The following is a 20,950-nucleotide window of genomic DNA, read 5'->3' as shown; positions in this document are numbered from 1 at the left end:
CGAGCTGCCGTTGAAGCGTTACTTTACGAGAACCGGGCCGGTGCCGCGCAGGGGCTCGTTCTCGTTGATGACGCCGAGGCGGCGGGCTACTTCTTGATAGGCTTCGACAAGGCCGCCCATATCGCGACGGAAGCGGTCCTTGTCCATCTTCTCCTGGGTGGCGATGTCCCAGAGGCGGCAGCTGTCGGGCGAAATCTCGTCGGCGATGATGATGCGCATCATGTCGCCTTCGAAGAGGCGGCCGCATTCGATCTTGAAATCGACCAACTGGATGCCGACGCCGAGGAACAGACCGGACAGGAAGTCATTGACGCGGATGGCAAGTGCCATAATGTCGTCGAGTTCCTGCGGGCTTGCCCAGCCGAAGGCGGTGATATGCTCTTCGGAGACCATCGGGTCTTCCAGCGCATCGGCCTTGAAATAGAATTCGATGATCGAGCGCGGCAGCACGGTGCCTTCCTCGATGCCGAGGCGCTTGGAAAGCGAACCGGCGGCGACGTTGCGCACGACGACTTCGAGCGGAATGATTTCCACTTCCTTGATCAGCTGCTCGCGCATGTTGAGGCGGCGGATGAAATGGGTCGGAATGCCCATTTTGTTCAGCTGCGTGAAGAGATATTCGGAAATCCGGTTGTTGAGTACGCCCTTTCCGTCGATGATATCGTGCTTCTTCTTGTTGAACGCGGTGGCGTCGTCCTTGAAGAACTGAATCAGCGTGCCCGGCTCAGGACCCTCATAGAGAATCTTAGCCTTGCCCTCGTAGATACGGCGGCGACGGTTCATGGATTTTTCTCTTTGTTGGCGCGCTTGGGTCGCGCAGGTGTCGTTCGTTCCCGGCTGCATAAACGAATTGCCGCACTTTAACAATCGGGGTTACGCCCGATCCCCCGTTTTCCAGCCTTCACGGGACAGGGAACGATCACGAAAGTTCGCATTGCACTTTTGCCCTTGTTTTGATTTATGGGCTGGGAACCCTCTGGGAATAGAGAATCTACGGGAGTCATAGATGAGCAGCATGCAGGATCGGGAAAAGGCCTTCGAGGCCAAGTTCGCGCTGGACGAGGAGCTGCGCTTCAAGGCAGAGGCACGCCGCAACAAACTGGTCGGCCTGTGGGCTGCCGGGCTGATGGGCAAGACGGGTGCGGACGCGGAAGCCTACGCCAAGGAAGTCGTCGCTGCCGATTTCGAGGAAGTCGGCCACGAGGACGTCGTGCGCAAGGTCAAGGGTGATTTCGATGCGGCCGGCGTCGAACGCACCGAGGATGAAATCCGCGTGCAGATGATCGAGCTTCTGGCCGTCGCGATCTCGCAGGTCGAAGCCAGCTGATCAGCGCCGACCATACGCATTCAAGAGCCGTCCGGTCCTGCCGGGCGGCTTTTTGTTTCTAGCGGTTGATGGCGCGGCGGACGTCGTTCTGCATGCTCCGCACGGTGTTGCCCATCGAGCGCCATTCCTGACGCTGGACGAAATCGGGAAGCGCTGCCGCCGGCATGGGCCGGGCGAGCGCATAGCCCTGGAGAATGTCGCAGCCGAGATCGCGCATGATGGCGACATGGGCCGGCGTCTCGACGCCCTCTGCAATCACTTCGATGTCCAGCGAGCGGCCAATCTCGATGATGGTGCCGACCAGCTTGCGCTGTCCCGGAGAGCGGCCGACTGGTTTTATCAGCTGGCGGTCGATCTTGAGCCGCCGCGGGCGCAGCTTCATCAGGCTGACGATCGAGGCGTGGCCGGTGCCGAAGTCGTCGATCTCGATATCGATGCCGAGCTTGCGCATCTCGGCAAGGTTTTCCAGGACCGTGCGGTCGCAATCGTCGAGGAAAATCGATTCCAGCAATTCGAAGGAAAGCGCTTTCGGATCGATGTCCAGCGTGCGCAGGGAGTGCGCAAGATCCGGGTCATGCAGTCGCTTGGAGGAGACGTTGGCCGAGATCTTGTCGATGCCGAGCCCGAGCCTTTGCCATTCGGCAAAATCCGAAAGGGCCTGTTCGAGCACGATCCGGTCGATCGTCGAAAGGCAATCGAGGTCCTCGGCAATCTTGAGAAACGTATCGGGCGCAAGGACGCCGCGTGTCGGGTGGTCCCAGCGCGCCAGCGTCTCGACGCCGACGATATCGAGTGTGCGAGCCGAAAACTGCAGCTGGTAATAGGGCAGGAAGCGATGCTGCTCGATGCCGGAAAGGATATCGTCGGCTGTCTGCTTGTTGACGATGATCTGCGCGTGGAAGTCGGTGGTGAAGAACTCGTGCCGGCTGCGGCCGCGGTTCTTGGCGCGGTAGAGCGCAAGGTCGGCATGGACGAGCAGTTGCTTGGCATCGATGGCGGCGCCCGACTGGCTGGCGATGCCGACACTGGCACCGAAGCGGCAGACGTGACCGTTGAAGGTAACCGGCTTGCGCATGGCCGCCACGATGGCTTCGGCAAGTCTTGCAAGGTTGCGACCGACCGGGCCGGCGGAGAGGAAGACGAATTCGTCGCCGCCGATCCGGGCGACGAAATCGCCGGGCTTCCTGAGCTCGCTCAGCACGCGGGCGGCATGCACGAGCATCTGGTCGCCCGCAAGATGGCCGAGCGTGTCGTTGATTTCCTTGAAGCGGTCGAGGTCGATGTGCAGCACGGCAAGGCGGCTGCCGTCCTGCTGTGCGGCCTCCGCGGCCTGCTCGATGGCGGCGTCGAGATAGCGCCGGTTCGGAAGGCCGGTCAGGTGGTCGTGCAGCGCCGTGTATTCGATGCGCGCCCGTGCCGCCTCCAGTTCCTCGTTGTGGGCCTCGGCAAGATCCCGGGCGTGCTTCAGATCTTCCTGTAGCTGCACGTCGTCCGTTACGTCCCAGTTCGCACCGACAAGGCGAGGCACGCCCGTCATGTCGACATAGGGAGCGGCCCGTCCGCGGATATGACGGATTTCACCGTCCCCGCGGACAATACGAAACTCGTTGGCGAAATCCTGGCTGCAAGCGACGCCATCGAGGACTGTTTCCTTGGCCTTGCGCTCGTCTTCGGGATGCAGCGCCCGTTCCCAAGTGGTGGCGTCGGGCTCCTTCTCGATCCCGTACATCTCGATCATGCGGTCGTCCCAGCGTACTTCGTTCGTGCGCAGATTGACTTCGAAGACGCCGACGCGCGAGACGTCGAGCGCCAGCTCCAGGCGGCGGGATATCTGCGCGAGGCGTTCCTCGGCCTCCTTGCGCTCGGTGATGTCGGTGTCGGTGCCGGCGATGCGGCTCGGTTTGCCATCCGGTCCGTATTCGACGATGGCGCCGCGGCTTTCGATCCAGATCCAGTGTCCGTCCCTGTGCCGTTCGCGGTAGCTGAAGACGTTGAACGACGCTTCGCCGCTTTCCTGTTTGGCGATCTGGGCAAGCACCTGGGGCCTGTCGTCCGGGTGCACGGAGCCGATCCAGGCATCAAGCGAAGCCTCGATCGGGTCGTCCGGCCGCAGGCCGCGGATGGCGCGCCACTGGCGGGAATAGAACAGGTCGCCACGCGCGAAATCGTGATCCCAGACGCCCTGGCCGGCGGATTCGAGCGCATGGTTCCAGCGGCTCTCCCGCTCCGAAAGTTCAAGCGCATTGCGTTTGCGCTCGTCGATATCGATGATCTGCACGATCAGGGCGGGGGTGGCGTTGTCTTCCGGCAGCGCCGGCGGTTCAATGAAGGATGCAAGCACCCAGAATTCTTCGCCGGTCGGTCGCTGCAGACGGATTTCCGAAGGGGCCTGCTCGGCCATGAGGGGGCGCAAGGCGAAAGCCAGAACGGACCGGTCCTTGGGGGAGACACAGGCCTCGAAGGAGGGAAGGTGCGCTGGCGACGCGACGCCGAACGATCTGAGAAGGGTGGGATTCGCATCGATGATGCAACCGTCCGCGTCGAGCGCGGCGAAGCCGAAGCCGGAGCGCGCGAACAGGCGGTGGTAGAAGGGTTCCCGGTCCGTCTCACACACGGCAATGGGAGTGGAACCTGACGGTTTTGCCATGTAGCGCAGCGCCTGCAATGAACTCAACAGCCGCAGCCTGCAGGATTTCTATGAAGTTCCTCTTAATGACGAAACCGGATTTTGCTCAGGCGGGCGCCTTCAGCTTGCCGAGGAACTGGGCAAAGACCATCGTTCCCTCCGGCCAGGGGCCATGGCCGGACTCCGTGTTGATGTGCCCGGCCTCGCCGGCATCGAGCATCAGCGCGCCCCAGGCGGCAGCCATGTCGTCCGCGTGTTCGTAGGTTCCGAACGGGTCGTTGCGGCTGGCGATCACCACGGAGGGGAAGGGCAGCGGATCGCGGGGATAGGGACCGAAGGTCATGAAGTGCTTCGGGCGGATATCCGGGTTGGCGACATCAGGCGGGGCGACGAGGAAGGCGCCGGCAACCTTGTTGCCGACATGCGGCACCGCATGGACGGCTGTCGCCACTCCAAGCGAATGGGCGATGAGCACCACCGGCTTGCTGGCCGCCGAGACTTCCTCGATCAAGCGTTGCACCCAGTCTTCCCGCACGGGCTTGGCCCATTCCGCCTGCTCGACGCGGCGCGCCGAAGAGAGCTTGGACTGCCAGCGGCTCTGCCAATGGTCGGGGCCGGAATTGGTGTAGCCGGGGACGATGAGTATTTCTGCTTCTGACACTTTCATGCGGCGGCATGTGCGTTCACGAAGTGCTGAAGTCAAGAGGGCGGGACAAATAGCCCTGCCGGGTGTATGGTTCATTGTCTTCAATGCCTATCGCGGCCGCCGCGGTGGCGGACGATTGCCCTCCACGCGCATGCAGCCGTGACGGTTTCAAACCGGCAGGAGGTAGCAGCATGGCGACTTTTCATGTGATGTCGGGGCCCGACCACCTCGTGGCTCATCCGGCAATCCGGCGGATCGGACTTTCCGACGTGTGGGATGCGCTGGCGCGCGGCTTTGACGATTTTCGCGAAAAACCGTCCCACTACGTCTTTCTGAGCCTGATCTATCCGATCTGCGGCGTGGTGCTCGTCACCTGGAGTTCCGGCGCCAACCTGCTGCCGCTGATCTTTCCGCTGATTGCCGGTTTCGCGCTGCTCGGGCCGTTCTTCGCGCTCGGGCTCTACGAAATCAGCCGCCGGCGCGAGCGCGGCATGGATACGTCCTGGCTTCACGCGCTGACGGTGCGTCATTCGCCGGCCCTGCCGTCCATCCTTGCCGTCGGCGCCATGCTGATGGCGCTTTTCGTGGCGTGGCTCGTCTTTGCGCAGCTGCTCTATACCAGCCTGTTCGGGCCGGAACCGCCGCAATCGCTGTCGCTGTTCCTCACCTCGGTCTTTGGTACGGAAGAGGGGCTGTTGCTGATGCTGGCGGGCAATGCCATCGGCTTCTGCTTTGCCCTCGTCGTGCTGGCGACGACCGTTATCGCCTTTCCGATGCTGCTCGACCGGGATGTCGGCGCAGTCGCCGCCATCGAGACCTCGCTGCGTGCCACGCTGCTCAACCCTGTGCCGATTGCCTGCTGGGGCCTGATCGTTGCGGCGTTGCTGGTCATCGGCTCGATCCCGATCTTTGTCGGCCTTGCCGTGATCATGCCGATCCTCGGCCATGCCACCTGGCATCTCTATCGCAAGATCGTCGTCGACGAACGAGAGTGACAACGGGTCCGCGGGCGGTGCGCCAGGAGGAATGCGTAAGGCCGCCCGTCAGAGGGGAGCGATGGCGCCACTGGCGCCATCGCCGTTTCTGCTTGCTCTGGTCTCAAACGGTGCCGAAGACGCGGCGGAAGATCGTGTCGACGTGCTTGGTGTGATAGCCAAGGTCGAACTTTTCACGGATCTGCTCTTCGGAAAGGGCCGCGCGCACTTCGCCGTCCGCCAGCAGTTCTTCAAGGAAGTCCTTGCCCTGTTCCCACACCTTCATCGCGTTGCGCTGCACGAGGCGGTAGGAATCCTCGCGCGAAACGCCGGCTTGCGTAAGGGCAAGCAGGACGCGCTGCGAGTGAACAAGTCCGCGGAATTTGTTCATATTCTTCAGCATGTTCTCCGGGTAGATCACCAGCTTCTCGATGACGCCGGCGAGGCGATTGAGCGCGAAGTCGAGCGTGATCGTCGTATCCGGGCCGATGCCGCGCTCGACGCTGGAATGGGAAATGTCACGCTCGTGCCAGAGCGCCACGTTTTCCATGGCGGGCGTGACGGCCATGCGCACGAGGCGGGCAAGGCCGGTGAGGTTTTCCGTCAGCACCGGGTTGCGCTTGTGCGGCATGGCGGAGGAGCCCTTCTGGCCCGGCGAGAAGAACTCTTCGGCTTCCAGGACTTCGGTGCGCTGCATGTGGCGGATTTCGATCGCGACGTTCTCGATGGACGAGGCGATGACGCCGAGAACGGCGAAGAACATGGCGTGACGGTCACGCGGGATGACCTGCGTGGAAACCGGCTCCGGCACGAGGCCGAGCTTGGCGCAGACATGCTCTTCCACGCGCGGATCGATATTGGCGAAGGTGCCGACGGCGCCCGAGATCGCGCCGGTCGCGATTTCCGCGCGGGCAGCGACGAGACGGGCGCGGCCCCGGTCCATTTCGGCATAGAAGCGGGCGAGCGTCAGGCCCATCGTCGTCGGCTCGGCATGGATGCCATGGCTGCGGCCGATGCGGATGGTGTCCTTGTGCTCGAAGGCGCGGGTCTTGAGCGCGGCGAGCACGCGGTCCATGCCGGCCAGCAGGATATCTGCGGCGCGAACGAGCTGGATGTTGAAGGTCGTGTCGAGCACGTCCGAAGAGGTCATGCCCTGGTGCACGAAGCGGCTGTCCGGGCCGACGAATTCGGCAAGATGCGTCAGGAAGGCGATGACGTCGTGCTTGGTGACAGCTTCGATCTCGTCGATGCGGGCGACGTCGAATTCAGCCTTGCCACCCTTTTCCCAGATGGTTTCAGCGGCGGATTTCGGGATGACGCCGAGTTCGGCCAGCGCGTCGCAGGCATGCGCCTCGATCTCGAACCAGATGCGGAACTTTGTTTCAGGCGACCAGATCGCGACCATGTCCGGTCGGGAATAGCGAGGGATCATCGGTTCTAGACTTTCCTTGGGAGGTGGGAGTTGCCGCCGCTTTAGCAAAGATGGCCGGCAATCTCAACGCATCATGGATCGCGACGGCCAAAGGCTCGTGCATGAGGGGCACGGGCGAGGTAGTTGGATGACAGGGAACGGGGAAGAAGGAGAGGCAGGGGCGGGACGAACGGCGAGACCCGCAAAGGCCCCACCGCCGTGCATTGCTCAGGGGCGGAAGGGTACGGCGATCCAGCGGCCGTCAGCGCCCTCGAAGCCGAAGCTGCGCACGAGCACGAGTGCTACATGGACCGGGTCTGCGCCGATGGGGTTGAAGGTCATCGCGCCGGAAACCTGATAGGAGAGCGGGCAGCGGCGGCTTTCCGGTACGCGCTTGTCCTCATGGAGCAGAACGTCGGCCGCTTCGCCGTCACGCTTGGCGAGCTTCAGGCGAAAGCCCTTGCCGCCATCCGGCGTGATGTCGCGGCAATTGTCCGTGAGGTCCAGCGGGATTTCCTCGAGCGCCAGCGCAAAGCTGCCGCCCGGCGTCGGCTCGACGGCATGCTGCATGTATTCGATGCGCTTGCGATCTGCGCCCACTTCGCCCATCGGGTTGAAGGCGGCGAGCACGCCGGTATTCGAAAGCACCTTGTGCTGGTCGATCAGCGCCTTTGCCTTGTCATGGCTGTCGGCACGCGCCTTGGCGATGTCGGCCTCTTCGCTGTCAATGCGAACGCGGATCGGCGTGCCGGAGAGATAGGCGTCCTTTTCCGTGTCGATGAAATAGACGTTGGAATAAGGGAAGCCGGAGCCGTCCTGAATGCCGAATTCCTCGAAGGCGTAGACCTTTCCGTCCGGCGAAAAGCCGAGGGACTGGAAGGTCGAGAAATCGCCCGCAGAGGCACCGGCCGTCGCCGCGAGGCAGGTTGCAAGGGCGATTGCCGCTCTTCGCAAGATCATCACGCCCGTGCTCCCTCCGCATTGCTGCGCAGAATGTCGATGGTTTTGCGGTAGGCGTCAACATGGCCGCCGCCGAAGATGGCCGAGCCCGCGACGAAGACGTTTGCACCGGAAGCTGCCGGCATCGCGATCGTATCGACGGCGATGCCGCCGTCCACCTGGATGTCGATCGGCCGGTCGCCGACCATGGAGCGCACGCGGCGCAGCTTTTCCTGCATGGCCGGAATGAACTTCTGGCCGCCGAAGCCGGGATTGACCGTCATGACGAGGATGAGGTCGATCTTGTCGAGCAGGTAGTCGAGCACGCTTTCGGACGTGGCGGGATTGATCGACACGCCGGCGCGCTTGCCGAGCGCCTTGATGGCCTGCAGCGAGCGATCGAGATGGGGGCCGGCCTCGGCATGGACGGTGATGCTGTCGCAACCGGCCTTGGCGAAGGCTTCGAGATAGGGATCGGCAGGCGCGATCATCAGGTGGCAATCGAAGAAGGCGTCGGTATGCGGGCGCAGCGACTTGATGACGTCCGGGCCGAAGGAGATGTTCGGCACGAAATGGCCGTCCATGATGTCGAGGTGGATCCAGTCCGCCCCGGCCGCGACGACGTCGCGCACTTCCTGGCCCAGTTTTGCATAGTCGGCAGCAAGGATGGAGGGCGCGATCCGGATGGGAAGGGTCATGTCAGGCTCCTGGCAAGAATTTTGGCGAGGCCATACCATTCCCGGCAAGGGGGAACAACGGGCGAATTACCGCGCAGCCCAGCTCTGCATGACATCGCCGGGCAGCGGCTGCGCATCGTGAACGCCGCGGGCAATGGCCCGGGCCATGGTGGAAGCGGCGCCGGCGCAAAGCTCGACGAAGTCTTCCGGCGCGGGCGCACGGCCGCTCCTGCCGGTCGAAAGCGCGAAGACGAGGTCGCCGTCATGCGGCGTGTGCGCCGGCCAGAGGGCGCGGGAAAAGCCGTCATGGGCGGCAATCGCCAGGCGTTTGGCCTCGGCCTTGGTCAGGATGGCGTCGGTGGCAATGACGGCAATCGTGGTGTTTTCCGGTCCCGTCGGGCGGCGCGACATTTTTGTGCGCGGGATGCGGGCATCGGCCGGGAAAGGCGAGGGCAGGCCGAGACCGCCGAATTCTTCGGCCTCCTCGAAGGGGGCGGACCAGAAATGCCTGGTATTGCCGACCGTCGCGGAGCCGAGTGCATTGACCGCAACGAGCGCGCCGAGCGTAAAGCCGCAATCCAGAAGGCTGGAGGTCGAGCCGAGGCCGCCCTTGAAGGTGGCCGTCAGCGCCCCGGTACCGGCCCCGACGCTGCCCGTCTCGAAATCGCGGCTCGCATTGGCCAGCGCGGTGTAGCCGAGTTCCCGATAGGGCGGATAGCGGCCCCAGTCCTTGTCGCCGCCGTTCATCAGGTCGAAAAGAATGGCCGCGGGCACGATCGGTACCCGAAAGGGCCCGACGGCAAAGCCGCGCCCGGCCTCGCGCAGGCCCGCCTGCACGCCGGAAGCAGCATCGAGCCCGAAGGCCGAGCCACCGGAAAGCACGAGCGCATCGACCGTCTGCACGGTGTTGTGCGGCTCCAGGAGGTCCGTCTCCCGCGTACCCGGCGCGCCACCCAGAACCTGAACGGCGGCCGTCGCGGGCTCGTCGCAGACGACGACCGTGACGCCGGAGCGCAGGCCATGATCCGTCGCATTGCCCACCTTGAGACCGGCGACATCGGTGATCAGGTTTTTTGGGCCGGGCTTCATCTATTCGCTCTCCGTAGCCGTTTCGGCGGGCACGAAGGCGCCGGAGCGCCAGACAAGCAGGCGGTACGGGTTTTCACGCAGCTCATGGTCCGCGCCGAAGGCGAGGGGACCGATTGCCGTTGCAAAGTTGCCGCCGGCGAGCTTTTCCGTGAGGTTGCCGCCTGCTGCCGCCGCTGTTGCCAGCGCCGTGACGGCGGCGTGGGCGGGCAGCACGTAGCCTTCCGCGACAATGCCCTTTTCCATCATGGCCGCCGCTACCGGTTGGCCATCGGGCAGCGTACCGTAGTCGGGCATTGCGATGGCCTCGACACCCTCCGTCATCGGCACGAGCGGATCGGCGCCGAGCAGCGCCTCGCCGCCGAGGAGGGCCAGCGGCACCTTCTCAGCTTTCGCGTCACGGGCAATCACCGCCACGTCCGTGCGGTCGCCGCCGACGAAGACCCGGGTGACGCCCGTCTTGGCAAGCCGGCGCACCAGCGTGAGCTGCTGTTCCTGCGCGGGGCGGAACGTATCGACGAAAGCGGCTTTCATGCCGACGTCCTCCAGCCGCAGGCGAACCGTCTCGACAAGCTCGCGGGCATGGATGGTGCCGTCGTCGATGAGGGCGAAGGGTTCCGACTTCCAGTCGCGGGTAATGATCTCCACGGCTTTGTCGGCTTCAGCCTTCGGGCCGGGCGCGAGGCGGAAGAGCGGCCAGCCCTTTTTCACGGCGTCTTCCATGAGAATGCCGGAGCGTACGGAAAGGGTGACTGCCGGCACTTTTGCTTCTCCCAGTACCGGCAGAGACGCGGAGAGCCCTTCCGTGCAGAGGAAGCCGACGGCAGCGACGGCATTGGCGGCGAGAATTTCCCTGGCAATGCGCTCGCCATCGGTCTCGTCGCAGGATTCCGAAATCTCCACGAGCGTATCGCCATTCGCTTCGGCCGCAAAACGCGCGCCGTCGCGCACCTGCTGGCCGAGGATCGCAAGTGGCCCTTCCATGGGGGCGACGACCGCAAAGGTGAGGCCGGCGGCGACCGCGGGCGAGACGGTGAGCACGGAGGCTGCGAGCAGGCTGGATAGGAAGGCGGTTCTCATTCTCAATCCATGGATTGCGATCATGCCCTTTGTACGGATCACGCCCGGGGCGTCAAAGAGAAATATCTTCGCAAAATCGCGTTTACCTCTGGCGGGAAAGGAAAATTTGACTTCGGGGGTTACATTTTTCTTCACTTTCGCCATGTATCTCCTGTGTCAAAGGAGAATGCCGTGTTGGACAGACTGTTGGTGGATGCGTCGCTCTATCGCGATGCCATGAGCCGCTACGCCGGGCATGTGCAGATCGTGACGACGGCGCATGAGGGCGAGAAACGGGGCGTGACGATCACGGCTGCCTGTTCGGTGTCGGACAACCCGGGCATGGTGCTCGCCTGCGTCAACGCCTCCAACCCGAAAAATGCGATCTTCGAGAAGAGCGGCCGCTTTGCGCTGAACACGCTGGCCGCCGACCAGATCGACCTTGCCAACGCCTTTTCCGGCCGCGATCCCTCGCTCACCTCGGAAGAGCGTTTCGCCATGGGTAACTGGCAGGAACTGGTGACCGGTGCGCCGGTGCTGAAGGATGCGCTCGCCGCCTTCGACTGCCGCCTTGTCGAGTTCAAGGTCATGGCGACGCATATGGTGCTGATCGGCGAAGTGATGGGCGTTTCCTTCGGCGAGCACAAACCGGCGCTTCTCTATATGGACCGGGGCTACTGCACGCTATAAGTTCTCCCTCCGGAGTGGAGGAATGGCGTGGTCTATCAACGCGGAAACATCCCGCAATCAATCGACGAGACCGTCGAAATGCTCTCGGCGGGCAACTATCTTGCCGGGCGCTCGCTCGCGACGGTGCTTTTCCTGTCGCTGCGCATGAAACGGCCGCTTTTTCTGGAAGGCGAGGCCGGTGTCGGCAAGACGGAGATCGCCAAGGTGCTGGCCTCCGCGCTCGACCGGCCGCTGATCCGGCTGCAATGCTATGAAGGCCTCGACATTTCCTCGGCGGTCTATGAATGGAACTATCCGGCGCAGATGCTGGAAATCCGCCTTGCCGAAGCCTCCGGCACCACGGACCGCGGCCGCATAGAGGCCGACATCTTTTCCGAGCGCTACCTGATCCGCCGGCCGGTCCTGCAGGCCCTGTCCTCGCCGGATGGCCGCGCACCCGTCTTCCTGATCGACGAACTCGACCGCACCGACGAGGCCTTCGAAGCCTTTCTTCTGGAAGTGCTCTCCGATTTTCAGGTGACCGTGCCGGAGCTTGGCACGATCCGCGCCGCCGAGCCGCCCATCGTCATCATCACGACGAACCGTACCCGCGAGGTGCACGACGCGCTCAAGCGGCGCTGTCTCTACCATTGGGTCGACTATCCCGAGGCCGCGCAGGAACTGGAGATCATCCGACGCAAGGTGCCGGGCTGCAACGCGATGCTCTCGCAGCAGATCGTCGCCTATGTGCAGAAGCTGCGCGGGCTCGACCTCTTCAAGAATCCCGGTGTTGCTGAAACCATCGACTGGGCGACGGCGCTGACCGAGCTCGACCGGTTGGCGCTCGACCCGGAAACGGTGTCCGATACGCTCGGCACATTGCTCAAATACCAGGATGACATCGCCCGCATCGAGGGCGCGGAAGGCCGCAAGCTGCTGGACGAGGTGAAAACCGGTCTGGCGATAGCGGGCTGACGATGGTGGCGGTGCTCGACAGCGATGCATCCGGTGCCGCCATGGACGGGCGACTGGCCGACAACATCGTGCATTTCGCGCGTGTGCTGCGCAAGGCGGGCTTGCGCATAGGACCTGCGGCGGTGACGGACGCCATCGAGGCGGTGCAGGCCATCGGCATCGGCGACCGGGAAGAATTCTACGTCGCGCTGCATGCCACGCTGGTCAAGCGCCACGAGGACGATGCCGTCTTCGACGAGGCCTTCCGCCTGTTCTGGCGCTCGCGCGATCTCGTCGGCAAGATGATCGCGCTGATGTCGCCGGTCGTGACGCGCCATGAGGAGCGGGAAAAGCGCAAGGCGGGGGAAACCCGCGTTTCCGACGCGCTGTTCGCCGGGCGGGAAGACCCGAGACGTGAGCGAGACGAGCCGGATATCGAGATCGATGCCCGCTTCACCGCCTCCGGCAGCGAAATGCTGCGCAAGACCGATTTCGCGCAGATGACGTCGGCTGAACTTGCAGCGGCCAAGCTGGCCATCGCCAATCTCGTTCTGCCGATGGACGAGGTGCGCACGCGCCGGTTCCGCCGCAGCAACCGGCCGGTCGCCATCGATGCCCGCGCCACCATGCGCCATGCCATGCGCACCGGCGGAGCGCTGATCCTGCCGCGTCACCGCGAACCGAAGACGGTGCATCCGCCGCTTGTCGTGCTTGCCGACATTTCCGGCTCGATGAGCCAGTACACCCGCATTTTCCTGCATTTCCTGCATGCCCTCGGCGAGCAGCGCCGCCGCATGCACGCCTTCCTGTTCGGCACGCGGCTCACCAACGTCACCCGCCAGATGCGCCAGCGCGACCCCGATCTTGCGGTGGAGGCGTGCAGCCAGGCGGTGGACGACTGGTCCGGCGGAACGCGCATCGGCGAGACGCTGAAGGAGTTTAACCGGCTTTGGTCGCGCCGCGTGCTGGGGCAGGGTGCGGTCGTGCTCCTGATCACCGACGGGCTGGAGCGCGAAGGGATCGAACTGCTAGAAAAGGAGATGGACCGGCTGCATCGTTCCTGCCGGCGGCTCGTCTGGCTCAATCCGCTGCTGCGTTTCGAGGGGTTCGAGGCGCGGGCGCGCGGCGTCAGGGCCATGCTGGCGCATGTGGACGAATTGCGGCCGGTGCACAATCTGGAAGTCATGGCGGATCTGGTGGCGGCGCTTTCGGGTGGCGCGCGGCGTGGCGCCGGCGATCCGCGGCGCTTCCTGCTGGAGACATGAGGAGGAAAGAATGGACGGACACGCAAACGACGCGCTCGACCCGCTGACCATCGCCGAACGCTGGATGGACGACGGGCGCATGGTGGCGCTTGCCACCGTGGTCGAGACCTGGGGCTCGGCGCCGCGCCCGGTCGGCAGCCACCTGGTCATCGACGGCGAGGGCAATTTTCACGGCTCCGTCTCCGGCGGCTGCGTCGAGGGGGCGGTGATCGGCGAGGCGATGGAGGTGATCGTCGACGGCGAGCCGCGCATGCTGGAATTCGGCGTTGCGGATGAAACCGCCTGGCGTGTCGGCCTTTCCTGCGGCGGGCGCATCCGCGTCTATCTGGAACGGGTGGGCTGATGGATCCCTATCTGCTTCGCAAGCTGAACAAGGAGCGCGCCGCGCGCTGCGCCGTCATCCACCTGACGGACCTGGCCGACGGGCGCGACCGGGTGATCCGCGAGGGCGATCCCGTCGCCGGTCCGCTCGGCGAAGCTGTCGCAAACGCCTTCCGCTCGGGAAAATCCGGCGTGGCGGAGGTGGAGGAGAGAAAGTTCTTCCTCAACGTGCACCTGCCGCCCGCCCGCATCGTCATCATTGGCGCGGTGCATATCAGCCAGGCGCTGGCGCAGATGGCCATGGTCGCCGGCTTCGATGTGACCATCATCGACCCGCGCACGGCCTTTGCCACGGAGGAGCGTTTTGCCGGCATCGATCTCCTGGCCGATTGGCCGGAGGACGTTTTGAAGACCCGTCCGCTCGACGCCTATACGGCGCTTGTCGCCGTCACGCACGATCCGAAGATCGATGATTTCCCGCTGTCGCAGGCGCTTTCCACGGGCTGTTTCTATGTCGGGGCGCTCGGCAGCCGGAAGACCCATGCGAGGCGTGTCGAGCGGCTGCAGGCGCTGGGACATGGCGAGGCGGAGATCGACAGGATGTCGGCACCTATCGGCCTCGACATTGGCGCGGCAAGCCCGGCCGAGATTGCCGTCGCCATTCTGGCGGACATTATCGAGCATCTGCGGCGCCGGCCCTTGCGTGGGGCGGTGTCGTGATTTTCGGTGAAATCCCGGTTTCCGAAGCGATCGGTACATTGCTGGCGCATGGCGTGCGCGCCGAGGGCCTGTCGTTGCACAAGGGGCGTGCGGTGACGGCGCAGGACTGCGCGGCGCTGGCCGCCGCCGGCGTCGCAACCGTCATCGCGGTGCGCCTTGAGGACGGCGATATCGGCGAGGACGAGGCGGCCGCGATGATCGCCGCGGCCATCGAGCCCGATCATCTCGTCTTCACGCCGCCCGCCACCGGCCGCATCAATCTGCATGCGCAGGTGAACGGCCTCTTCATTGCCGACCGGGCGGCGATCGATCGTTTCAACCGTGTCGATCCGGCCATCACCATCGCCACCCTGCCGGACCATGCGAGCGTTGCGGCCGGCGACATGGTGGCGACGATCAAGATCATTCCGCTAGCCGTGCCCGGTGAAATCGCCCGCAAGGCGGCGGCCGTGCTGGCGTCAAGCCGGGTTCTGGAGGTCAAGCCGTTCGTGGCGCACCGCGTCGGCGTCGTTGCTACGCAACTGCCGCCCCTCAAGACCTCCGTCATGGACAAGACGCGCCGGGTTTTCGAGCAGCGCCTTCTGCCCTCCGACAGCCGTTTGACGAATGAGCTGCGTGTGGCGCACAGGCCGGACGCGGTGGCGGATGCCATCCGCCGGGCTGCCGAGGGCAACGACCTCGTCGTCGTCTTCGGCGCGTCGGCCGTCACCGATACGAACGATGTGATCCCCGCCGCCATTCGCGCGGCGGGCGGCGTCGTGGAGCATGTCGGCATGCCGGTCGATCCGGGCAATCTGCTGGTGCTGGGGCGCATCGGGACAGTGCCGGTGCTGGGTGCGCCCGGCTGTGCCCGCAGCCCCAAGGAAAACGGCTTCGATTGGGTACTGGCCCGCATTTTTGCCGGCGAGACGCCGGGAGCGCAGGAGATTACGGGCATGGGGGTCGGCGGGCTCCTCACGGAAATCCCGAGCCGCCCGCAGCCGCGCGACCTGCGCGGACCCGAGCGGCCGCTGTCCATCGCTGCGCTCGTGCTGGCCGCCGGCCGCGCCAGCCGCATGAAGGGCAGCCACAAGCTTCTCGCAGCATTCGATGGCGAGGCGCTTGTCCGCCGCTCCGTGGAGGCGGCGCTGACCGCCAAGCCGTCGCGGGTTCTGGTCGTGACCGGGCACCGCGCGGACGAGATCGAGGCGGAACTTTCCGGCCTCAAGATTGATATCGTGCGCAATCCTGACCACGCGCAGGGCATGTCGACATCGCTGCGGGCGGGGGTTTCGACGCTCGGGCCGGGCTGTGACGGTGTCGTGGTGATGCTGGCCGACATGCCGCATGTCACCGGCCTGGACGTAGGCAAGTTGCTCGATGCCTTTGCCGCGGCAGGAGGGCACGCTATCGTGCGTGCGGTCTCGGCCGGCAAGCGGGGCAATCCCGTCGTCCTGCCGCGTGCGACCTTCGCCGCCATTCTCCAGCTCGAAGGCGATGTCGGTGCGCGGCATATCGTCGAGAGCGCCGGGCTCGATGTGGTCGACGTGGAGATCGGCGATGCGGCGCATATCGATGTCGACACGCCCGAGGCGGTGCTTGCCGCGGGTGGCATTCTGAGGGATTAGGCATGGACCGGGATGCGATCGAGGAAATGTTCCAGGCGTTGGGACCGGTGACGATCAAGCGCATGTTCGGCGGCAAGGGTATATACCATCAGGGCCGCATCCTGGCGCTGGAAGTATCGGACGAGATCCTGCTGAAGGCCGATGAAGAGAGTGCGCCGGATTTTGCGGCGGCCGGAAGCCGGCAATGGTCCTATGAGGGAAGGCAGGGCAGGCCGGTGAAAATGCCCTATTGGACGATCCCCGACGAGGCCTTCGACGATCCGGATGAAATGGCGGTCTGGGTGCGACGGGCCTATGAGGCGGCGTTGCGCGCCAGGTGACGCTTGTTGAGCGCTTCTACGGCGTCAGCGGCAAAGCGCGAAAGCGGCGCGGGCAGGGCGTCGAGCGGGAACCAGCCGAATTCCGGCAGCTTCTCCGGCTCCATGACACGCGGTTCCCCGGAAAAATCCTCGCTCACATAGATGAACGACAGCCAGTGCTGGCGTTCCTCTTCGATGATCTGCTCGGAAACGCACAGGAAATCGACAGTGCCGACGGTAATGCCCGATTCTTCCTCCGCCTCGCGGCGGGCGGCGTCGATGGCGCGTTCCATATGGTCGATCTTGCCGCCGACGATGTTCCATGCGCCGGCTTCGGGCGCGCGCAGGCGCCGGTAGAGCAGCATCCTGCCCTCACGCAAAAGTGCCAGACCGCAACCGAGGCCTGGCACGTCGATGCCTGGAATGGGCATGGATAAGGATCAGGCCTTGCCGGCGATCAGCATGAAGGCCGGAACGTCTTCGCCGAAGCCGAGCGGCGTCGGACCATCGTCCTCGTCGCGGCGGTAGCGGTTGCGGCGATCACGGCTGTCGTCATTGGCCGGACGCGGAGCGGCATGGTTTGCGGCTCGCGGATTGCGAGCGGGAGTCTGCGGCCGCCCTTCCGCCTTGCGTTCAGCTTTCACGACTTCCACCTTCTCTTCGGGCTCGCTGGTCTCGATGCGGGGTTCCGCTGCGCGGGTTTCGCCCTTGTTGCGACCGCGCGAACGATCACGGTCCCTGTCACGACCACCGCGATCGCGGCCGCCGCGGGGGCGTTCACGCTCCTCGCTCTCGGCCTGCTGCGGCAGGTCGTCGATACCGCCGCTCAGCCATTCGATCTTCTGATCGATCAGCTTTTCGATGGCGTCGACGAACTTGCCGTCGCGCTTGGATACCAGGGTGAAGGCGGCGCCCGAGCGGCCGGCACGGCCGGTGCGGCCGATGCGGTGGACATAGTCCTCGGCATGGATCGGGACGTCGAAGTTGAAGACGTGGCTCACGTCCGGAATGTCGAGGCCGCGGGCCGCAACGTCGGATGCCACGAGAAGCGTGAGCTTGTTTTCCTTGAAATTGGCCAGCATGGTCGTGCGAGAGCGCTGGTCCATGTCGCCATGCAGCGCGCCGACGGAGAAGCCGTGGCGGTCCAGCGAGCGGAAGAGGTCGGCGACGTCAACCTTGCGGTTGCAGAAGATGATCGCGTTCTTCAGTTCTTCCTGGGAGCGGATAAGATCGCGCAGCGTTGCGCGCTTCTCGTAATCCTTGCCGTGCGTGGCGACGAGGCGCTGCGTCACGGTCTTGGCGGTCGAAGACGGCGGCGCCACTTCAATCCGCTCCGGGTTCTGCAGGAAGCGGTCGGCCAGCTTCTGGATTTCCGGCGGCATGGTGGCCGAGAAGAACAGCGTCTGGCGGGTAAAGGGGATAAGCTTGGCGATACGCTCGATATCCGGGATGAAGCCCATGTCGAGCATGCGGTCGGCTTCGTCGATGACGAGGATCTCGACACCGGTCATCAGCAGCTTGCCGCGCTCGCAATGGTCGAGCAGGCGGCCGGGGGTGCAGATCAGGACGTCTGCGCCGCGCTCCAGCTTGCGATCCTGTTCATCGAAGGAAACGCCACCGATGAGCAGCGCGACGTTCAGCTTGTGGTTCTTGCCGTACTTCTCGAAGTTTTCCGCGACCTGCGCGGCGAGCTCGCGCGTCGGCTCGAGAATGAGCGTGCGCGGCATGCGGGCGCGGGCGCGGCCCTTTTCGAGCAGCGTCAGCATCGGCAGCACGAAGGAAGCCGTCTTGCCGGTGCCCGTCTGGGCAATGCCGAGAATGTCGCGCCGCGAAAGCGCCGGGGGAATGGCGCCAGCCTGGATCGGGGTCGGGATCGTGTAGCCCGAGTCGGTGACGGCGGACAGGACTTTCGGGCTCAGGCCAAGATCAGCAAAAGTGGTCAAAGGGAAAACAGTTTCCGTTCCGGTTCTTGCGAACGCAATGAGTTCAGCAGCCACATGGTGGCGAGGATGGAGCGCAGATATGCCGAAAGTGCCGGAAAGTCAAGAAAATCAGCGAATTTGGTAAATCCGCAAGCGATTTGAACTCTGTGGCGGATAATTTTGTCATAACAAGGCGCTTGGCCTTGCGTTACGTCAATCCATATAGGACGTCAATTTCATGCCCGCCGTGAGGAAGCGCATGGGGTCGATGGCCTTGCCGTCGCGCCGCACTTCATAGTGCAGGTGCGGGCCTGTCGAGCGGCCCGTCGTGCCGGAAAGCCCGACCGGATCGTCGGTTTCCACCGTATCGCCGACCTTGACGAGGACGCGGGAAAGGTGGGCGTAGCGGGTTTTCAGACCGTCGCCGTGGTCGATCTCGACCATGTTGCCATAACCGCCGTTGCGGCCGGCGACGACGACAGTGCCGGTCCCGCTGGAGCGGATTTGTGTGCCGGTAGGGGCGCGGAAATCGATGCCGGCATGCAAGGCGAGGCGGCCGAGGAACGGGTCTGTCCGATTGCCGAAGCGGCTGGTGATGCTGCTGCCCGGCGATGGATTGCCGAAGGGCAGCTTGCGCGCAGTCCGCCGCGCGGAATCAAGGCGCTCCAGCGCCACGTCGAGATCGTTGATCGAATCTTCAAACGGATCCGTGAAGGCCGCGGGCTCCACGAACGGGCCGCCGATGGCCATATCCGAATCGCTGTCGATGGACGCTTGCTCGGTGACCTCGAACCCGTTGCGGCGCAGGATCGTCCGGATCGCGTCCGCCGTTTCCGATGCTCCGGCCGCCAGCGACTGGATCCGGTTGATCTGCTGATGTTCGAGATCCTTCAGCGATAGCGTGACCTTGGAGAAGGTGCGGTCCGCCCGGTCGGCGACCGATTCGCCCGTTGCGGCATAGGCGAGCTGTGTCGTCTTCGGGCGTGCGCCCCCGGTCATGCCCATGATGGCGTTGATAGCGCCGGCCGCGTCCGCGCGGCGACCGTCGACCAAGGGCTTGTCGTCGGGCAGGGGCACGGTATCGGTGGCTTCGATGCCGCTGTTTTCGGCGCGACTGAGAAGGGCGTCGAGTTTGCCATGACGCTGGGAGAGCGCGAGCTGCTGCTGCATCAGCTTCTCGACCTTCTCTTCCACGACCTGCTGGTCGAGGAGCTGGCGGCTGGTCACGCGGTCGACCTGCGCGCGCAGGGCGGAGATGCGGTCCTCATAGTCATGCTGCATGCGCGCCTGACGCGCCATGGTGGCGCCGATCAGGTCGTCTCGCAGGACAAGATAGGATGTGGCGGCGAGATAGCCGACGGTGAACATGCCGGCAAAACAGAAGGTGACGGCAGCCATCCACGGGCGGATGGTCATGTGGCGGATCTTGTCGCCGCTTGCCAGGATCACGACATGCTGCTGCGCGCGTTTTCCGAATACGCGGTTTTCAGGACGCTCCGCCACAGATGACTCCCCGACCGTTCTCTAGGTCTCGTGTGGGAGGGATTACATATTGTTAGGGTTAATAAAGCCTTTCATGGCAGCTATTTCTGCGGGAAATATCAGCTCTGGCTGACGGAAACGAGCGAGCGGTAGAAGGATGGCGTGAGGCCGGCTTCGGCGCGCGCGACATCGTTGAAGGGAGGCTTCAGCGGTCCGCGGAAATTCGTGCGCACAAGTTCCTTGAAGGTGGCGGACGGATCCTTCTTTTCGCGGGCGCACAGGAAGCGGAACCATTTCGCCCCGACCGCCACATGGCCCTTCTCGTCATTGTAGATGATGTCGAGGATGTCGGCGCTGGCATGGTCGCCGGTGTCGCGCATCTTGGCCTGCAATGGCGGCGTCACGTCGAGGCCGCGCGCCTCCAGAATGAGCGGCACCACGGCAAGCCGGGCAGTAAGGTCGTTGCGGGTGTCATGCGCGGCGCGCCACAGGCCGTCATGCGCCGGCAGGTCGCCATAGTCCGCGCCGAGATCGCGCAGGCGGTCGCGGATGAGGCGGAAATGCTTGGCCTCCTCGAAGGCCACCTGCATCCAGCCGTCGAAAAAGGAGTGCGGCACGCGCTCCGTGGTGAAGCGGGCGACGATGTCGAGCGCAAGGTCGACGGCGTTGAGTTCGATATGGGCGAGCGCGTGGAGGAGCGCGATACGGCCCTTCTGCGTATGCAGCGAGCGCTTTTCCATGTGTTTCGGCGGGATGAGTTCCGGCTTTTCCGGTCGGCCGGGGCGGCTCGGCAGCGCGGGGTCGCGCGGCGAGCGCATCGAAAGCGTGCGCGCGAACCAGCGCCGGGCCGTCTCCTGTGCCAGCGCGGTCTTCAGGTCCAGATCGGCGGCGGCGATTGCGGCCGTGGCGCCGCCGCGCAAGCTTTCGATATGCGGAAGTTCAGTCATTCCAGTGCCTTGTGTTTTG

The 20,950-nt window shown here is 64.4% G+C and carries 21 protein-coding genes; 9 read left to right on the top strand and 12 right to left on the bottom strand.

The features are described from left to right. Window positions 1-18: 18 nt before the first annotated feature. Window positions 19-783, bottom strand: coding sequence for a phosphoribosylaminoimidazolesuccinocarboxamide synthase (purC, locus tag WA950_RS13525; RefSeq protein ID WP_424552215.1), 765 nt, complete (start codon window positions 781-783; stop codon window positions 19-21). A gap of 223 nt (window positions 784-1,006) precedes the next feature. On the opposite strand from purC, the gene WA950_RS13520 reads away from it, so the two are divergent. Continuing rightward, window positions 1,007-1,327 (top strand): DUF1476 domain-containing protein, encoded by a 321-nt coding sequence (locus WA950_RS13520; RefSeq protein ID WP_424552214.1) that lies wholly within the window; start codon window positions 1,007-1,009, stop codon window positions 1,325-1,327. A 58-nt stretch (window positions 1,328-1,385) separates the two neighbouring features. Here the strand turns inward: WA950_RS13520 and WA950_RS13515 are convergent, their stop codons facing one another. Both WA950_RS13515 and WA950_RS13510 read right to left on the bottom strand, forming a co-directional pair. Continuing rightward, window positions 1,386-3,974 carry a sensor domain-containing protein gene (locus tag WA950_RS13515; RefSeq protein WP_424552213.1) on the bottom strand — a complete coding sequence of 863 codons (2,589 nt, stop codon included), beginning with the start codon at window positions 3,972-3,974 and terminating at the stop codon, window positions 1,386-1,388. An 85-nt stretch (window positions 3,975-4,059) separates the two neighbouring features. Then, window positions 4,060-4,620 carry an RBBP9/YdeN family alpha/beta hydrolase gene (locus tag WA950_RS13510; protein ID WP_424552212.1) on the bottom strand — a complete coding sequence of 187 codons (561 nt, stop codon included), beginning with the start codon at window positions 4,618-4,620 and terminating at the stop codon, window positions 4,060-4,062. 170 nt (window positions 4,621-4,790) lie between these two features. On the opposite strand from WA950_RS13510, the gene WA950_RS13505 reads away from it, so the two are divergent. Then, complete coding sequence (locus WA950_RS13505) at window positions 4,791-5,594, top strand: DUF2189 domain-containing protein (protein ID WP_424552211.1); 804 nt, start codon at window positions 4,791-4,793, stop codon at window positions 5,592-5,594. A 103-nt stretch (window positions 5,595-5,697) separates the two neighbouring features. Here WA950_RS13505 and purB read toward each other — a convergent pair whose 3' ends face one another. From purB to WA950_RS13480, 5 genes are all read right to left on the bottom strand, one after another. Next, window positions 5,698-7,005 carry an adenylosuccinate lyase gene (gene purB / locus WA950_RS13500; RefSeq protein WP_424552210.1) on the bottom strand — a complete coding sequence of 436 codons (1,308 nt, stop codon included), beginning with the start codon at window positions 7,003-7,005 and terminating at the stop codon, window positions 5,698-5,700. A 207-nt stretch (window positions 7,006-7,212) separates the two neighbouring features. Beyond that, entirely contained in the window at window positions 7,213-7,944 is a 732-nt protein-coding gene (locus tag WA950_RS13495; protein WP_424552209.1) for a DUF2259 domain-containing protein, read from the bottom strand. Continuing rightward, window positions 7,944-8,621: a ribulose-phosphate 3-epimerase gene (gene rpe / locus WA950_RS13490; protein WP_424552208.1), complete on the bottom strand. Its 678-nt coding sequence runs from the start codon at window positions 8,619-8,621 to the stop codon at window positions 7,944-7,946. Before rpe ends, WA950_RS13495 begins: the two co-directional genes overlap by 1 nt. 66 nt (window positions 8,622-8,687) lie before the next feature. Then, window positions 8,688-9,689, bottom strand: coding sequence for a P1 family peptidase (locus WA950_RS13485; RefSeq protein WP_424552207.1), 1,002 nt, complete (start codon window positions 9,687-9,689; stop codon window positions 8,688-8,690). Beyond that, window positions 9,690-10,790, bottom strand: coding sequence for an ABC transporter substrate-binding protein (locus WA950_RS13480; protein ID WP_424552404.1), 1,101 nt, complete (start codon window positions 10,788-10,790; stop codon window positions 9,690-9,692). Between the two features lie 192 nt (window positions 10,791-10,982). Here WA950_RS13480 and WA950_RS13475 point away from each other — a divergent pair, with 192 nt between their 5' ends. The 7 genes from WA950_RS13475 to WA950_RS13445 all read left to right on the top strand — a co-directional run bounded on the left by WA950_RS13475 (window position 10,983) and on the right by WA950_RS13445 (window position 16,601). After that, window positions 10,983-11,435, top strand: coding sequence for a flavin reductase family protein (locus WA950_RS13475; RefSeq protein ID WP_424552403.1), 453 nt, complete (start codon window positions 10,983-10,985; stop codon window positions 11,433-11,435). Between the two features lie 78 nt (window positions 11,436-11,513). Further along, window positions 11,514-12,389 (top strand): AAA family ATPase, encoded by an 876-nt coding sequence (locus tag WA950_RS13470; protein ID WP_424552402.1) that lies wholly within the window; start codon window positions 11,514-11,516, stop codon window positions 12,387-12,389. A gap of 41 nt (window positions 12,390-12,430) precedes the next feature. Continuing rightward, window positions 12,431-13,633 carry a vWA domain-containing protein gene (locus WA950_RS13465; protein ID WP_424552401.1) on the top strand — a complete coding sequence of 401 codons (1,203 nt, stop codon included), beginning with the start codon at window positions 12,431-12,433 and terminating at the stop codon, window positions 13,631-13,633. A 10-nt stretch (window positions 13,634-13,643) separates the two neighbouring features. Further along, window positions 13,644-13,976, top strand: a complete 333-nt coding sequence (locus tag WA950_RS13460; protein WP_424552206.1) for an XdhC family protein — start codon at window positions 13,644-13,646, stop codon at window positions 13,974-13,976. Then, entirely contained in the window at window positions 13,976-14,674 is a 699-nt protein-coding gene (locus WA950_RS13455; protein WP_424552205.1) for an XdhC family protein, read from the top strand. The genes WA950_RS13460 and WA950_RS13455 overlap by 1 nt, the downstream gene beginning before the upstream one ends. Beyond that, window positions 14,671-16,281 (top strand): NTP transferase domain-containing protein, encoded by a 1,611-nt coding sequence (locus tag WA950_RS13450; protein ID WP_424552204.1) that lies wholly within the window; start codon window positions 14,671-14,673, stop codon window positions 16,279-16,281. Before WA950_RS13455 ends, WA950_RS13450 begins: the two co-directional genes overlap by 4 nt. A gap of 2 nt (window positions 16,282-16,283) precedes the next feature. Beyond that, the gene (locus tag WA950_RS13445; RefSeq protein WP_424552203.1) at window positions 16,284-16,601 is read left to right on the top strand and encodes a TfoX/Sxy family protein; all 318 of its coding nucleotides are present in this window, start codon (window positions 16,284-16,286) and stop codon (window positions 16,599-16,601) included. Here the strand turns inward: WA950_RS13445 and WA950_RS13440 are convergent. From WA950_RS13440 to WA950_RS13425, 4 genes are all read right to left on the bottom strand, one after another. Continuing rightward, window positions 16,574-17,011 carry an NUDIX domain-containing protein gene (locus WA950_RS13440; RefSeq protein WP_424552202.1) on the bottom strand — a complete coding sequence of 146 codons (438 nt, stop codon included), beginning with the start codon at window positions 17,009-17,011 and terminating at the stop codon, window positions 16,574-16,576. The genes WA950_RS13445 and WA950_RS13440 overlap by 28 nt on opposite strands. 9 nt (window positions 17,012-17,020) lie before the next feature. Further along, entirely contained in the window at window positions 17,021-18,523 is a 1,503-nt protein-coding gene (locus WA950_RS13435) for a DEAD/DEAH box helicase (RefSeq protein WP_424552201.1), read from the bottom strand. Between the two features lie 192 nt (window positions 18,524-18,715). Then, a complete protein-coding gene (locus tag WA950_RS13430) occupies window positions 18,716-20,005 on the bottom strand; it encodes a M23 family metallopeptidase (RefSeq protein WP_424552200.1) in 1,290 nt (429 codons plus the stop codon). 98 nt (window positions 20,006-20,103) lie between these two features. Then, window positions 20,104-20,931: a ferritin-like domain-containing protein gene (locus tag WA950_RS13425; protein WP_424552199.1), complete on the bottom strand. Its 828-nt coding sequence runs from the start codon at window positions 20,929-20,931 to the stop codon at window positions 20,104-20,106. Between the last annotated feature and the right edge of the window lie 19 nt (window positions 20,932-20,950).

It is taken from the genome of Shinella sp. (assembly GCF_049651085.1).
Lineage (GTDB): Bacteria > Pseudomonadota > Alphaproteobacteria > Rhizobiales > Rhizobiaceae > Shinella.
Note: the sequence above shows the minus strand (reverse complement) of the source record. Positions and strands in the feature narration are given on the sequence as shown.

Coding starts and splice junctions, on each gene's coding strand:
- purC (WP_424552215.1), bottom strand. CDS start 783: ATGAACCGTCGCCGCCGTATCTACGAGGGCAAGGCTAAGATTCTCTAT.
- WA950_RS13520 (WP_424552214.1), top strand. CDS start 1,007: ATGAGCAGCATGCAGGATCGGGAAAAGGCCTTCGAGGCCAAGTTCGCG.
- WA950_RS13515 (WP_424552213.1), bottom strand. CDS start 3,974: ATGGCAAAACCGTCAGGTTCCACTCCCATTGCCGTGTGTGAGACGGAC.
- WA950_RS13510 (WP_424552212.1), bottom strand. CDS start 4,620: ATGAAAGTGTCAGAAGCAGAAATACTCATCGTCCCCGGCTACACCAAT.
- WA950_RS13505 (WP_424552211.1), top strand. CDS start 4,791: ATGGCGACTTTTCATGTGATGTCGGGGCCCGACCACCTCGTGGCTCAT.
- purB (WP_424552210.1), bottom strand. CDS start 7,005: ATGATCCCTCGCTATTCCCGACCGGACATGGTCGCGATCTGGTCGCCT.
- WA950_RS13495 (WP_424552209.1), bottom strand. CDS start 7,944: ATGATCTTGCGAAGAGCGGCAATCGCCCTTGCAACCTGCCTCGCGGCG.
- rpe (WP_424552208.1), bottom strand. CDS start 8,621: ATGACCCTTCCCATCCGGATCGCGCCCTCCATCCTTGCTGCCGACTAT.
- WA950_RS13485 (WP_424552207.1), bottom strand. CDS start 9,689: ATGAAGCCCGGCCCAAAAAACCTGATCACCGATGTCGCCGGTCTCAAG.
- WA950_RS13480 (WP_424552404.1), bottom strand. CDS start 10,790: ATGATCGCAATCCATGGATTGAGAATGAGAACCGCCTTCCTATCCAGC.
- WA950_RS13475 (WP_424552403.1), top strand. CDS start 10,983: ATGAGCCGCTACGCCGGGCATGTGCAGATCGTGACGACGGCGCATGAG.
- WA950_RS13470 (WP_424552402.1), top strand. CDS start 11,514: ATGCTCTCGGCGGGCAACTATCTTGCCGGGCGCTCGCTCGCGACGGTG.
- WA950_RS13465 (WP_424552401.1), top strand. CDS start 12,431: ATGGACGGGCGACTGGCCGACAACATCGTGCATTTCGCGCGTGTGCTG.
- WA950_RS13460 (WP_424552206.1), top strand. CDS start 13,644: ATGGACGGACACGCAAACGACGCGCTCGACCCGCTGACCATCGCCGAA.
- WA950_RS13455 (WP_424552205.1), top strand. CDS start 13,976: ATGGATCCCTATCTGCTTCGCAAGCTGAACAAGGAGCGCGCCGCGCGC.
- WA950_RS13445 (WP_424552203.1), top strand. CDS start 16,284: ATGGACCGGGATGCGATCGAGGAAATGTTCCAGGCGTTGGGACCGGTG.
- WA950_RS13440 (WP_424552202.1), bottom strand. CDS start 17,011: ATGCCCATTCCAGGCATCGACGTGCCAGGCCTCGGTTGCGGTCTGGCA.
- WA950_RS13425 (WP_424552199.1), bottom strand. CDS start 20,931: ATGACTGAACTTCCGCATATCGAAAGCTTGCGCGGCGGCGCCACGGCC.